Raw genomic sequence first — 13,191 nt, forward strand, 5'->3', positions numbered from 1 at the left:
GGACCGGCAAGCCGACCGGGTCAAGCCTTCGGGTTGAAGAACGATACCGGCTTCAGAATCTGGTTGCGCATGTCCATCAGCGGATCGGCCTCGACCACCTGGCGGCGATAGGCTTGCCACGCCGGATCGGCCTCCATCGCATCGCGGCGAGCTTCACGGTCGGCGAGGCTGTCGTATTTCCAGAGATGAACGACACGGCTGAGATCGCCGATATGGGTTTGGAAGAAGCCGAAGGGCTCACCCAGATAGTGGCGCTGCATCGGCAGGCCGACATCCTCATAGAGCCGCAGGAAGTCCGGAAGACGGTTTGGTCGGGCCGTGTAGACGCGGTGGTCGAAGATCATCGTGCTTCTCCATGTTTGCGGAAGCGCTCTGCCCGCTCAACTCATGTGGGACAGAGAAACGTCCAAGCCGATCGGGCACGAGGCCCTCTCGAGATCGAACGTTCGCCGCCGTGCAAATAGTGCATTCCATTGTGCGTACACTTATAGCGCTCTGTCGGGAAATGCGCTAGAGCCGATCTCCGAAAACGCTTGGCTTTCTCCACGCATGCGCCGGTCACGCGCGGCGAACGTCTCGCATCAGGACGCTCGACTCGACCGCGCGGAGAACACCGACGATGAGGAATTCGCCCACGATTGACGAACAGATCGAGATGTTGCGCCGCATGATTGCGGTGCGGCATCTTGAGGAACGGCTGGGTGAGCTTCACAAGGCCGGCAAGACCCGCGGCCCGATCCATCGCTGCGACGGACAGGAAGCGGTTGGCATTGGCGCGACTGCGATGCTCGATGCCTCCGATTTGCTGACCAGCACCCATCGCGGCCACGCCCATTACGTCGGCAAGGGCGTCGGACTTCATCCGATCGTGGCCGAGATTCTCGGCCGTTCAACCGGGACATGCGCTGGCCGCGCCGGTCATATGCTGATTGCCGATGTCGCGAACGGCCTTCTCGGGGGCAATGCTATCGTCGGCGGCGGAATCCCGGCAGCCACGGGCTTTGCGGTTTCGCTCCAGATGCGCAATCGCGCCGATGGCGGCGCTCGCGTCGCCATGTGCCTCTTCGGAGACGGCGCCGCACAGACCGGCATCTGCCATGAATCCATGAATATCGCAGCCTTGTGGAAGCTGCCGGTCGTCTTCGTGCTCGAGCACAACCAGTACGGTCTGACCGCGCATCACTCGACCCAGTCCTCGGTTCCGGATCTGGTGGTTCGCGCTGCCGGCTATGGCATGCCTGGCGACAGTGTCGACGGCAACGACATCACGGCCGTCTATCGGGCGGTGGCCGCAGCGGTCGACCGGGCGCGGCGCGGCGAAGGCCCCTCGCTTGTCGAAGCCAAGACCTATCGGATGGTCGGGTTCTCGACCAGCGATGTCGGCGGCTATCAGAGCGCAGAAGACCGTGCAGCGTGGCGCGAGCGCGACCCGATCGTCCTCGCCCGCCGCTCGCTGGCCGCAAGCGTATCGCCGGCACACCTGGATGCTGTCGGCGCCGAAGCACGTGCTGCCGTCGATGCCGCCGTCGACCAAGCGCTGGCTGATCCGTTGCCGGGCTTCGTCGACCATGCCCCGAGCGCCCCCTACTACGCTGGAGCCGTGTGATGGCAATGATGCGTTATGCCGAAGCCCTGCGTGCCGCCCTGCGCGAGGAAATGCAGCGCGATCCCAATGTCTGGCTCTTCGGCGAGGACATCGCGGTCTATGGCGGCGTCTTCAAGGTGACGAAGGACCTGCTCGCGGAATTTGGCCCCGAGCGTGTTCGCGACACACCGATCTCCGAGCAGACGCTGACCGCCATGGCCGTCACTGCCGCGATGGCCGGCACGAGACCCGTGCTCGAAATCATGTATGCGGATTTCTTGCCCCTGAGCATCGACGCGCTCATGAACCAGGCATCGATCTACAACTATATCTGGAACGGTCAGGTCACCATGCCGTTCGTGCTCCGCACCCAGGGCGGCGGCGGGGCTGGTGCCGGGGCACAGCATTCCAAGAGCCTGGACGCGCTCGTCGCCCATATTCCCGGCCTGAAAGTGGTCGCACCGGCGACTGCCKCCGACGCCAAGGGCCTCCTGAAGGCTGCGATCCGCGACGATCACCCGGTGATCTTCCTTGAGCATAAGCTCCTCTACAACAGCCGCGACGAGGTGCCGGACGGCGATCATCTGGTCGAGATCGGCAAGGCCCGCATCGCGCGGGAAGGCAGCAACGTCTCGATCATCGCCTCCTCGCGCATGGTAGTCGAATCGCTGAAGGCGGCCGAACTCCTCGCCGGCGAAGGAATTTCCGCCGAGGTGATCGACCTGCGCAGCCTGCGCCCGCTCGACCGCGACACCATCCGGGCCTCGATCGCCAAAACCCATCACGCCGTAGTGGTCAATGAAGGCTGGCGCTTCTGCGGCTATGGCGCGGAGCTGAGCGCCACCATCATGGAAACGGCATTCGACGAGCTCGACGCTCCCGTCGAACGCGTTGCGACCCACGATATTCCGATCCCCTACAGCGAGCCGCTCGAAAACGCCGTGCTGCCGGATGCGGCCAAGATCGCGGCAGCAGCGCGGCGGGCAGTGGCATGAGCGGAGGCCAGTCATGACGAGCGAGATCAGGCTCACCGGCGGCGCCGGCGAATACATGGAAAGCGCAACCGTGGTGTCCTGGGCGGTTGCCGTGGGCGACAGGGTGAAGCAAGGCGATGTCGTCGTCGTCGTCGAGACTGCGAAAGCAGCGACTGAAATCGAGGCGGAGCGCGACGGCATGCTCGTCGCAATCGTCGCTGCGGCAGGGGCCGAGGTCGGCGTCGGCAGCGTGCTGGGCCATATCGGCAATGACGGGGATGCGATCGGCGAAGCCGACATGCCCGAGCCAACCGTTGCGATTGCCACCCCGGAGCCTACCCGGTCCGCATCAATCAGCCTGTCCAGGGATCGAACCCCGATTTCCCCACTGGCTCGCCGCCTTGCCAGGCAGGCGGGGCTGGACACGACGGCGATGGTTGGCACGGGTCCGGGAGGTCGAATCAAGAGCCGCGATATCGAGCGGATCTTGGCCGAGCAACGGCCCGAGCCAGTACAAGTCGGTTCCGCGCCTCGGCAGGGGAGCCCTGTTGCCCGGCACAAGGGCGGGCTCCCTCCGATAGTCTTCATTCATGGCTTTGGGGCCAATTCGGGCGCCTGGAACAACGTCCGCGCATATCTCGACCCCACCATCGCGTCATTCGCTCCCGATCTGCCCGGCCACGGCCGCACTGCGGCGGCGGGCAGCCCGAGCCTGAACGCGTTGGTGGATGCAACGCTCGCCTATCTCGAGGACACCGGGCTGACGGAATGCCACATCGTCGGGCATTCCCTGGGTGGCGCTGTCGCAGCCGCCATCGCCGCGAATTCGGCGATTCGTGCACGATCCTTGACCCTGATTGCGCCAGCCGGCCTCGGTCCGGACATCGATGGTGAATTTCTGGAGGGTTTCTTAAGGGCCCGCTCGGCAGCCAGCCTGCTGCCTTGGCTGGAACAACTGGTCGCCGATCCCGCCTTGCTTCCCCAAGGCTATGCCGAAGCGGTTTTGCGGGAAAGGTTGCGGCGCGGCGTGGACGCGCCGCAACGGGAACTCGCAGCCCGCCTGTTTCCAGACGCGACCCAGACGATTCAGATCGGGAATGCAATCGCGTCGCTTCACATCCCGACCCGCGTGATATGGGGCAAAGCCGACCGCATCATTCCGGTCTCCCATAGCAGAGGTCTTCCGGGCTTCGTCGCTCTTCACGTGCTCGCCGACATCGGACACATGCCGCATGTCGAAGCCCCCGAGCTCATCTCGCGTCTCATCGTGCAAACGGCCAGGAGTGCGAATCTGCAGGCGGGGCAATAAGCCTGCCGGGCGCCCGACGGCCGGAAGCGAACCATCGCCGGCCGCGTTTCGCGGTCGACCAGGCTGATCGGGACGACGGCACAACCAGCGCGGAACGTAAGGAACCGATCCGTCCGCGGCGCGAGGACCACCGGCTGCGTCGGGCGGCGATATCCTGTCGAAGGCGGTGGCCTGGTTTGCGCACGAGAGCACGGCATGCCGGAACCGGCTCTCCGGCTCCCAAGGGCCCATCGGCGCGCGTTTCCGATCAGGATAATGATCAGCGTCGTCAGGAATTCCGCGCGGGACGCTGGCCTCGACACCGGCACCGAGTGCGAGGGGCCCAGCGTGAACGCCCAAACCGCGAATCGTCTGCGCAAGCGGGTGAGCTCCGGCACCACGGACGTCTGAGCGCCTGTGGCCCCCCTTCAAGCGATCGCCTCGACCTCAAAACGCAAAAAGCGCCGGGAAACCCGGCGCCTGCGACAGTCTTGGTTGGGAAGAATGTCTGGAGCGGGCGAAGGGATTCGAACCCTCGACCCCAACCTTGGCAAGGTTGTGCTCTACCCCTGAGCTACACCCGCATCCGGACATTGGCGCGCCAAGCGGCGCGTGGCGGGCTTATTGCCCAAAGCGCTGCGAAGCGCAAGCGCCTTGTTGCAAAGTTTTTCGCCGATGCCCTGATTGGCGCCCCGCCGGCGCCGGAACGGCGCCCTTGCGGTGATGCCGTCCGGCGGGCTAGGCAACGCCAAGAACTCTTTGTTTCCGACGAGTTACGATGACCTCGCCACTGACACCCGACGAGCTCTGCTCCCATCTGGCCACGCAGGGTATTCCTTTCCACAGGCTCGATCATGAGGCGGTCTTCACCGTCGCCGAATCGAAGTCTCTGCGCGGCACGATCGATGGGCACCACACCAAGAACTTGTTTCTCAAGGACAAGAAGGGCCGGCTTTTCCTGGTCTCGGCCCTGGAGAGCACACGAATCGATCTGAAGCGGCTGCATCAGACGCTGGGAGCCAGCGGTCGGCTTTCCTTCGGCTCGGCCGAACTGTTGGAGGAGAAGCTCGGCGTGACGCCCGGTTCGGTCACCGCCTTTGCCGTGATCAATGATCGCGCCGGTGATGTGACGATGGTGCTCGACGCCAATCTGATGAGCGGCGAGGCGATGAATTTCCATCCGTTGATCAACACCGCGACGCTGCGCATCGCACGCKACGACATGCTGGGCTTCCTGCGCAGCACCGGACATGAGCCGCTGATCGTCGATTTGCCAGCACCGGTCGATGGACAGAACGACTGAACCTCCCCATCTATGTGGCGCGCGGCCTATGGTCATGCGCCCGTTTTCGTATGCCCGACCGTGATCGGCCCAGCGTGGCCGCGGTCGATCTTGTTGACGAGATGAAGGAAGACCCATGCTGCTCAACAGCGATGCGGCCGAGCAACCCGGCCTGATCAAGGATACGACGACACAGGGCTTCCGGCAGGATGTCGTCGCCGAATCGATGAACCAGCCGGTTCTGGTCGATTTCTGGGCCCCGTGGTGCGGCCCCTGCAAACAGCTGACCCCGGTCATCGAGAAGGTGATCAAGGCTGCCGGTGGCAAGGTCAAGCTCGTCAAGATGAACATCGACGAGCACCCGCAGATCCCGGGCCAGCTCGGCATCCAGTCGATCCCGGCCGTCATCGCCTTCCAGCGCGGCCAGCCGATCGACGGTTTCATGGGCGCCCAGCCGGAAAGCCAGATCAAGGCTTTCATCGAGAAGCTCGTTGGACCGATGGGCCCGGGCGCGACCGAAGAGCTGGTCGCCGCCGCGCAGGAGGCGCTCGAGGCCGGCGATGCGGCCGGCGCGGGCGAACTCTATGCCAATGTGCTGGCGCTCGAGCCCGACAATGTCCCAGCGCTCGCCGGACTGGCGCGCCTGCATCTCGACATGGGTGATCTCGACGGCGCCAAGGGCATCCTGGCCACCGCTCCCGAAGCCAAGGCGTCCGATCCGGCGCTGGCTGCCGTGCGTGCCGCGATCGAACTCGCCGAGCAGGCCGCTTCGCTCGGCGATACGGCCGAACTCGAAGCGAAGGTTGCGGCCAACCCCGGGGATCATCAGGCCCGCTTCGATCTGGCGCTGGCGCTGAATGCCCATGACAAGCGCGAAGAAGCCGTCGACCAGCTGGTTGCCATCATCAAGGCTGACCGGACCTGGAACGACGACGGCGCGCGCAAGCAGCTGCTGCAGTTCTTCGAGGCCTGGGGTCACATGGACGACGCCAGCGTTGCAGGTCGGCGCAAGCTTTCGACGCTGCTGTTTTCATAAGGTGCCGCGATGGAAGGGAGCGACACGCCCATGGGCATGAATGCCGTCTATAACGGAGCCCAGGACTGCCCGCTGGTGCTCCCGGTCTTCCCGCTGGCCGGTGCGCTCCTCCTGCCGCGCGGGCAGATGCCCCTCAACATCTTCGAGCCGCGCTATATCGCCATGATCGACGATGCGCTGCGGGACCACCGCACCATCGGCATGATCCAGCCCGAGCCGGAAAGCGGCCGCCAGGCCGACACGCCCGGCCTGTTGCAGGTAGGCTGCCTCGGCCGGATCACGCAGTTCGCCGAGACTGGCGATGATCGCTATATCCTGACGCTCACCGGCATCGCGCGCTTCCGCATTGTCGAGGAGCTCTCGGTGACGACGGCCTATCGCCAGTGCCGTGTCAGCTATGACGACTTCGCCATCGATTTCACCGCGCGTGCGGGGGAGGACGAGGTCGACCGCAACAGCCTGCTCAAGGCGCTTCGGTCCTTCGCCAAGGCCAATGACCTCAAGATCGATTGGAAGGGCATCAACGAAGCACCCAACGAGGCGCTGGTCAACGCGCTCTCGATGATGTGCCCCTTCGGTCCGCGCGAGAAACAGGCGCTGCTCGAGGCCTCCAGCCTGAAGAACCGCGCCGACGTCCTGGTCGCGATCACCGAGATCGAGCTGGCGCGCGGTGGCGGCGACCCAGAGACGACCCTGCAGTGAACCTTTCCCACGCGCCTGCGGCGGCACTCGCGCCCGTCACGTATCCGCCACGCCGGGCCGTCACGGCCTGGCTGTTCTTCGACTGGGCGGCACAGCCATTCTTCACGCTGGTCACCACCTTCGTCTTCGCGCCCTTTTTCGCCTCCGCCCTTGCGGCGGACGCGGCAGAGGGACAGGCGCTCTGGGGCTATGCCACGGGTTTCGCGGGTCTCTGCATCGCCCTGCTCTCTCCCCTGCTCGGCGGCATCGCTGACCGCACGGGCCCGCGCAAGCCCTGGATAGCGGCCTTCGGCGCGCTGCTCGTCATCGGCTCGGCCCTGCTCTGGTTTGCAAGGCCCGGCTCGCCCGCCGCGGTTCCGATCGCGCTCGCGGGCTTCATCATCGCCACGATCGGTGCCGAATTCGCCACCATCTTCAACAATGCGATGATGACGCGGCTCGTGCCGCCGGAACGGCTCGGATGGCTCTCCGGCACGGGCTGGGCCATCGGCTATCTCGGCGGTCTGATCTCGCTTGCAATCACGCTGGCGCTGCTCGCCGCAGATCCGCTCACCGGCAAGACGCTGGCAGGCCTCGTGCCGATTCTCGGCCTCGACGCAGCAGCGCGCGAGGGTGACCGCGCCTCGGGGCCGCTCACTGCGCTCTGGTTCGTCATCTTCGTCACACCGATGTTCCTGCTGACACCGGACTCACCGGGAACCGGCATGCGCCTCAGGGAAGCGGCGCAGGGCGGTCTCTCGCGGCTGAAGGCGACCATCGCCGAACTGCCGCGCCTGCCTGCACTTGGGCGCTTTCTGCTCGCCAACATGATCTATCAGGACGGGCTTGTGGCGCTCTTCGCCTTCGGAGGCATCTACGCGGCCGGCGTCTTCGGCTGGCAGACCATCGAACTCGGCATCTTCGGGATCATGCTCACCATCACCGGCACGCTCGGCGCCTGGTTCGGCGGCAAGCTCGATGACCGCATCGGCGGCAAGCCCGTGGTCTTGGGCGCCATCGCCTGCCTGCTCTTCGCCTGCCTCGGCATCCTCTCGCTCGGGCCCGACCGCATCTTCTTCGTGCTGCCGGCTACGCCTCCGGCACCAGGCGACGGGCTGTTCGCCTCGGTGCCCGAGCGGATCTATCTCGCTCTTGGTCTGCTGATCGGCCTGGTCGCCGGTCCGCTCCAGGCCTCTTCGCGCAGCCTGATGGCCCGTCTCGCACCGGCGGGCCGGCATGGCGAGTTCTTCGGCCTCTTCGCGCTGTCGGGCAAGGTGACCTCGTTCATGGGCCCGACCTTCGTGGCGCTGGCGACCACCGTCTTTGCCAGTCAGCAGGCGGGGCTGGCGGTGCTGATCGCGTTCTTCCTTGTGGGCGGCGCGCTGCTCGCAGGCGTCAATGTGAAACAAGGGCTGGCGAAGTAGAGCGCGGGGGCCTTTCGCCACCGCGCCTTGCCTTGCAAGGACTGATACCCCCCCGCCTACGGCAGCGCCTTCAGATAGCGCACCGGCCGGCCTGGCGCCGCGGCCTGCGCCGCATGCACGATCGCGTTCGCGTCGATGCCGAAATGCCGATAAAGGTCGGCGACGGTGCCGGTCTGGCCGAAATGCTCGACGCCAAGGGCCTTCTGCTTGTGGCCGTGCACGCTGCCGAGCCAGGCCAGTGTCGCAGGATGTCCGTCGAGCACCGACACGATACCGCAATCGCGTGAAAGTTCGCCGAGCAACCGCTCGATATGACTGGTCGCGCCATGATTGCCGCGCTGTCGCGCCCGCTCGGCCGCCTGCCAGCCGGCATTGAGCCGATCTGCCGAGGTGATGGCGAGCAGGCCGACATCGCGCCGGTCTTCGCCGAGCAGCCCCACAGCCTCGATCGCCTCAGGCGCAACCGCGCCGGTATAGGCGATGACGACGGAGGCGTTCGGGCCGGGCTTCCTGAGCCAATAGGCACCATCGATGATGTCGCGCTCGAGATCGGCCGTCATTGCCCGTTTCGGCTGCTCGACCTGCCGCGTCGAGAGCCTGAGATAGACGGAGCCGCCGGTCTCATCGCGCAGCCAGGTACGCTCGTCGGGATCGCCCTCGCCATCCTTCTGCAGGTATTCGAAGGACCAGCGCATCATCACGGCGAGTTCGTCGACGAAGGCCGGCTCGAAGGCGCAGAGCCCGTCCTGGCTCATGCCGATCAGAGGTGTCGCGATCGACTGATGTGCGCCACCCTCCGGCGCCAGCGTCACACCAGACGGCGTCGCGACCACCATGAAGCGCGCATCCTGGTAGCAGGCATAGTTCAGCGCATCGAGCCCGCGCGAGATGAAGGGGTCGTAGAGCGTGCCGATCGGGATCAGCCGCTCGCCGAAGATCGAATGCGAGAGGCCAAGCGCCGAAAGATTGATGAAGAGGTTCATCTCGGCGATGCCGAGCTCGATATGCTGGCCCTTCGGCGAGAATTCCCATTTCTGCATCGAGGGAATGCGCTCGTCCTTGAAGGTATCGGCCATCGAGGCCCGGGCGAACAGGCCGCGCCGGTTCACCCATGGCCCGAGATTGGTCGAGACGGTGACGTCCGGCGCGGTGGTGACGATGCGGTCGGCCAGGGGGCCGCCGAGCTTCGCCAGCTCGTCCAGCACCTTGCCGAAGCCCATTTGCGTCGACATCGTCGCCTGGATGCCGGCCTCGAGTTTCGCGGGCACAGGCAGCGACGGTGCCGAGAAGCGACGGCGCCCCTCGGAGAAGAAGGGCACCTTGTCGAGATAGCTGCGGAGCGCGGCTTCGGGCAGCGACAGCCCTTCAAACAGGTCCCACTCATGGCCGGGGCGGATCGTGTTGGCTTTCTTGAAGCCGTCCATCTGCTCCTTGGTCATCAGCCCGGCGTGATTGTCCTTGTGCCCAGCAAGCGGCAGGCCAAAGCCCTTCACGGTATAGGCGAGGAAACAGACCGGCCGGTCGTGATCGATGCCCTCGAAAGCTTCKAGCAGCGAGGGCAGATCGTGGCCACCGAGATTGCACATCAGCTTCGACAGCTCGGCGTCGGAGCGGCTCTCGATCAGCGTCGTCACAGGCCCTTGATCGCCGAGATCATCCATAAGGCGCTTGCGCCAGGCAGCGCCGCCCTGGAAGGTCAGGGCCGAGTAGAGCTGGTTCGGGCAGGAATCGATCCAGGCCTTCAGCCGCTCGCCACCCTTCTCCTTGAAGGCGGCCTGCTGCAGCGAGCCATATTTCAGCGTCACGACATCCCAGCCGAAATTGCGGAACATCGTCTCGAAGCGGTCGTAGAGCCCCTCGCGGATCACCGCGTCCAGGGACTGGCGGTTATAGTCGATCACCCACCAGGTGTTGCGGACGCCGTGCTTCCAGCCCTCCATCAGGGCTTCGAAAATATTGCCCTCGTCGAGCTCGGCATCGCCGATCAGCGACACCATGCGCCCATCCGGCCGGCTTGCGCCCCAGCCATGGGCCTTCACATAATCCTGGGTCAGCGAGGAGAAGAGCGTCTGCGCGACGCCGAGGCCGACCGAGCCGGTCGAGAAATCGACATCGTCGATATCCTTGGTGCGCGAGGGATAGCTCTGGGCGCCCTTGTATCCGCGAAAATTCTCCAGCTTCTCGCGGGTCTGCAGGCCCATCAGATAGTTGATGGCATGGAAGACCGGCGAGGCATGCGGCTTCACCGCGACCCGGTCCTGCGGCTTCAGGGCCGCCATGTAGAGCGCCGTCATGATCGTCGCCAGCGACGCGGACGAAGCCTGATGCCCGCCCACCTTCATCCCATCGCCGTTATCGCGAAGGTGGTTGGCGTTATGGATCGTCCAGGAGGCGAGCCAGAGAATCTTCTTCTCGAGTTCGGCGAGAATCGGCAGACGGGGATCGGTCATTTGGCTTCTCTCGATACGGCAAAGCCATCATGCACGCTTCCGGCAGCGATTTTTGCCAAAGATCGCCGACGATGCTTTCCATCTTAGCGCTTTCCGCTAATCCTGCGAACGAAAGCGAGACAAGATGCCAGACTATAAACTCGACGATATCGACCGGCGTATCGTCCAGGCTCTCCAGGCCGATGGACGCATGAGCAATCAGGACCTGGCCGAAAAAGTCGGGCTTTCGCCCTCACCCTGCGCAAGGCGGGTTCGCCTGCTGGAGGAGGCGGGCATCATCGAGGGTTATGTCGCGGTCGTGAACCAGGACAAGCTCGGCCTCCCGGTCTCGGTCTTCGCCTCGATCAAGCTGGAGCGCCAGCGCGAGGAGGAACTCGACCGCTTCGCTGCGGCGGTGACACGCTGGCCGGAAGTGGCCGACTGCTACCTGATGACCGGCCCGCGCGACTATCTGCTCCGCATCATCGTCAGCGACCTCGCCGCCTACGAACGGTTCCTGAAGGACAAGCTGACCCGGCTCGACAATGTCGCCTCGATCGAATCGAGCTTCGCGCTCGGGCAGGTCAAGCGCTCCTTCTCGGTGCCGGTTGAGCTGGGGCGGGGATAGCCAGGCCAGCGACCGGCCACGCCGACGCTCGATCATATCCTTCTGGATGCCTTCTGGCGGCCCCCGAGGCCACGCTCGGACAGCTCTATTCGCCCGGCAGGAACGCGACGCGGCCCGCGTCGTCCCGCACCGTCTCGATCCCGACGCCGTAGAGCTCCATCAGGCGCACCGGCGTCAGCAAGTCCTGCGCGATCCCGCTCGCCAGCATCCGCCCCTCGCGAATCATCATGACGCGGTCGGCATGCCGCAGCGCCTGATTGGGGTCGTGCGTGGTGAAGAGCACGCCCAGTCCTTCGGCCGCGAGGCGCCTGATCTGCGCCATCACCTTGCCCTGGTTGCCGAAATCGAGGCTTGCGGTCGGCTCGTCGAGGATGACGTAGCGTGGTTCCTGCGCCAGCGCGCGGGCGACCAGCACGAGCTGGCGCTCGCCGCCCGAGATCTGCGTGTAAGGGCGCTCGGCCAACCCCGCGATACCGAGGCGCTCCAGCATCGCCATCGCCACCTCGCGATCATGCCGCGAGGGGGCGGCGAACAGCGCGCCATGAGCGGTACGCCCCATCAGGACGACAGCGAAGACCGAGAAGGCGAAGGTTCCGGCATGTGCTTGCGGCACGTATCCCAGCGCTCGCGCCCGCTCTGAGACCGTCAGGCCAGCAAGCGGCTGCTCGTCAAGGGTGAGCCCGCCGGCATGTGGCGGCAGAAGGCCGAGCAGGGTTTTCAGCAGGGTCGTCTTGCCGCTGCCATTCGGCCCGAGCAGGGCAAGCACCTCACCCGCCCGCAGGGCCAGCGTGATCGCCCGGCCGATCTGGCGCTCTGGATAGCCATAGGCGAGATCGACGGCACTGAGGCTCACGACCAGCCTCCACGCGCCGACGCAAGCAGCCAGATGAAGAAGGGCGTGCCGATCACCGCGGTGAGGATGCCGAGCGGCGTCTCGACCGGGCCGATCGTTCGCGCCAGCGTGTCGATGATCAAGAGGTAGCCGCCGCCGAGGATCGCGGCGGTCGGCACGAGCTTGCCGAAGTCGGGCCCGACGAGAAACCGCGCGAGATGCGGCACGACGAGGCCGACCCAGCCGATGATCCCCGCCGCCGCAACGCTCGCCGCCGTGACCAGCGTCGCGGCCGCGACGATGGCAAGGCGCAACGGGCCGGTGTTCAATCCGAGCGCCCGCGCCTCCTCCTCCGGCAGCGACATCACGTTCATGCGCCAGCGCAGGGCGATCAGAACCACCGAGCCGAGGGCGACCGGGCCGAGCAGCGGCAGGAGATCGGGCTTGGCGGTCCCGGCAAGGCTGCCCAGCAGCCAGAAGGTCATGGCCGGGAGCTGATTATAAGGATCGGCCCAGTATTTCACGAGGCCGATTCCGGCGCCAAGCAGCGAGCCGATGACCACGCCGGTCAGGACGAGCGCCAGCACCGGGTCGCCGCGCCGGATGGTCGAGCCGACGACATAGACGGCGCCGACCGCGATCAATCCGCCGATGAAGGCTCCGAGCTGGATGCCGACGATGCCGAGCGAGAAATAGATGCCGACCACCGCGCCGAGCGCCGCGCCAGACGAAGCGCCGAGGATATCGGGCGAGACCAGCGGGTTGCGGAACAGCCCCTGGAAGGCCGTGCCGGCGATCGCGAGCGCCGCCCCGCAGAGCATGGCCGCAATCACGCGCGGGCCGCGGATATTCCAGATCACCGTTTCCAGCTGCGGCGGCAGGCCCGACGGCTGACCGCTCACCCCCGCCCAGAGGATGCGCAGCAGATCACCGGGCCCGACCGGGAAGCGTCCCAGCGCGAAGGCAAGCACGACGCCGAGCGCGAGCAAACCGAAGGCGAACAGGGTTCCGCGCGCGAAGGATGGCGACAAG

The 13,191-nt window shown here is 65.6% G+C and carries 12 protein-coding genes and 1 tRNA gene; 8 read left to right on the plus strand and 5 right to left on the minus strand.

Annotated elements, in window-relative coordinates; genetic code table 11:
- Positions 1-20: 20 nt before the first annotated feature.
- Entirely contained in the window at positions 21-344 is a 324-nt protein-coding gene (locus AC1DIO_RS21150; protein ID WP_441507415.1) for an NIPSNAP family protein, read from the minus strand.
- A 275-nt stretch (positions 345-619) separates the two neighbouring features.
- On the opposite strand from AC1DIO_RS21150, the gene AC1DIO_RS21155 reads away from it, so the two are divergent.
- The 3 genes from AC1DIO_RS21155 to AC1DIO_RS21165 are packed head-to-tail and all read left to right on the plus strand — an operon-like array spanning position 620 to position 3,868.
- Positions 620-1,606 carry a thiamine pyrophosphate-dependent dehydrogenase E1 component subunit alpha gene (locus AC1DIO_RS21155; protein WP_441507416.1) on the plus strand — a complete coding sequence of 329 codons (987 nt, stop codon included), beginning with the start codon at positions 620-622 and terminating at the stop codon, positions 1,604-1,606.
- A complete protein-coding gene (locus tag AC1DIO_RS21160) occupies positions 1,606-2,580 on the plus strand; it encodes an alpha-ketoacid dehydrogenase subunit beta (protein WP_476854036.1) in 975 nt (324 codons plus the stop codon). Before AC1DIO_RS21155 ends, AC1DIO_RS21160 begins: the two co-directional genes overlap by 1 nt.
- A gap of 13 nt (positions 2,581-2,593) precedes the next feature.
- Entirely contained in the window at positions 2,594-3,868 is a 1,275-nt protein-coding gene (locus AC1DIO_RS21165; protein WP_441507418.1) for an acetoin dehydrogenase dihydrolipoyllysine-residue acetyltransferase subunit, read from the plus strand.
- A gap of 488 nt (positions 3,869-4,356) precedes the next feature.
- Here the strand turns inward: AC1DIO_RS21165 and AC1DIO_RS21170 are convergent.
- Positions 4,357-4,431 (minus strand) — tRNA-Gly (locus AC1DIO_RS21170).
- A 194-nt stretch (positions 4,432-4,625) separates the two neighbouring features.
- On the opposite strand from AC1DIO_RS21170, the gene AC1DIO_RS21175 reads away from it, so the two are divergent.
- The 4 genes from AC1DIO_RS21175 (at position 4,626) to AC1DIO_RS21190 (ending at position 8,270) form a co-directional block, all read left to right on the plus strand.
- The gene (locus tag AC1DIO_RS21175) at positions 4,626-5,150 is read left to right on the plus strand and encodes a prolyl-tRNA synthetase associated domain-containing protein (RefSeq protein ID WP_476854037.1); all 525 of its coding nucleotides are present in this window, start codon (positions 4,626-4,628) and stop codon (positions 5,148-5,150) included.
- 115 nt (positions 5,151-5,265) lie between these two features.
- Positions 5,266-6,165, plus strand: a complete 900-nt coding sequence (gene trxA, locus AC1DIO_RS21180; protein ID WP_069878703.1) for a thioredoxin — start codon at positions 5,266-5,268, stop codon at positions 6,163-6,165.
- A gap of 30 nt (positions 6,166-6,195) precedes the next feature.
- Positions 6,196-6,867 (plus strand): LON peptidase substrate-binding domain-containing protein, encoded by a 672-nt coding sequence (locus AC1DIO_RS21185; protein WP_476854038.1) that lies wholly within the window; start codon positions 6,196-6,198, stop codon positions 6,865-6,867.
- A complete protein-coding gene (locus AC1DIO_RS21190; protein WP_441507420.1) occupies positions 6,864-8,270 on the plus strand; it encodes an MFS transporter in 1,407 nt (468 codons plus the stop codon). The genes AC1DIO_RS21185 and AC1DIO_RS21190 overlap by 4 nt, the downstream gene beginning before the upstream one ends.
- 56 nt (positions 8,271-8,326) lie before the next feature.
- Here AC1DIO_RS21190 and AC1DIO_RS21195 read toward each other — a convergent pair whose 3' ends face one another.
- Positions 8,327-10,720, minus strand: coding sequence for a transketolase-like TK C-terminal-containing protein (locus tag AC1DIO_RS21195; protein ID WP_441507421.1), 2,394 nt, complete (start codon positions 10,718-10,720; stop codon positions 8,327-8,329).
- A 124-nt stretch (positions 10,721-10,844) separates the two neighbouring features.
- Between AC1DIO_RS21195 and AC1DIO_RS21200 the strand changes: the two genes are divergently transcribed.
- Complete coding sequence (locus tag AC1DIO_RS21200) at positions 10,845-11,327, plus strand: Lrp/AsnC family transcriptional regulator (RefSeq protein ID WP_043242082.1); 483 nt, start codon at positions 10,845-10,847, stop codon at positions 11,325-11,327.
- A gap of 85 nt (positions 11,328-11,412) precedes the next feature.
- Here AC1DIO_RS21200 and AC1DIO_RS21205 read toward each other — a convergent pair whose 3' ends face one another.
- On the minus strand, positions 11,413-12,180 hold the full coding sequence (locus AC1DIO_RS21205; protein WP_441492743.1) for an ABC transporter ATP-binding protein: 768 nt from the start codon (positions 12,178-12,180) through the stop codon (positions 11,413-11,415).
- Entirely contained in the window at positions 12,177-13,190 is a 1,014-nt protein-coding gene (locus AC1DIO_RS21210) for a FecCD family ABC transporter permease (protein WP_441507422.1), read from the minus strand. Before AC1DIO_RS21210 ends, AC1DIO_RS21205 begins: the two co-directional genes overlap by 4 nt.
- Position 13,191 lies beyond the last annotated feature (1 nt).

Source organism: Allobosea sp. 05T439 (genome assembly GCF_056396005.1).

Coding starts and splice junctions, on each gene's coding strand:
- AC1DIO_RS21150 (WP_441507415.1), bottom strand. CDS start 344: ATGATCTTCGACCACCGCGTCTACACGGCCCGACCAAACCGTCTTCCG.
- AC1DIO_RS21155 (WP_441507416.1), top strand. CDS start 620: ATGAGGAATTCGCCCACGATTGACGAACAGATCGAGATGTTGCGCCGC.
- AC1DIO_RS21165 (WP_441507418.1), top strand. CDS start 2,594: ATGACGAGCGAGATCAGGCTCACCGGCGGCGCCGGCGAATACATGGAA.
- trxA (WP_069878703.1), top strand. CDS start 5,266: ATGCTGCTCAACAGCGATGCGGCCGAGCAACCCGGCCTGATCAAGGAT.
- AC1DIO_RS21185 (WP_476854038.1), top strand. CDS start 6,196: ATGGGCATGAATGCCGTCTATAACGGAGCCCAGGACTGCCCGCTGGTG.
- AC1DIO_RS21200 (WP_043242082.1), top strand. CDS start 10,845: ATGCCAGACTATAAACTCGACGATATCGACCGGCGTATCGTCCAGGCT.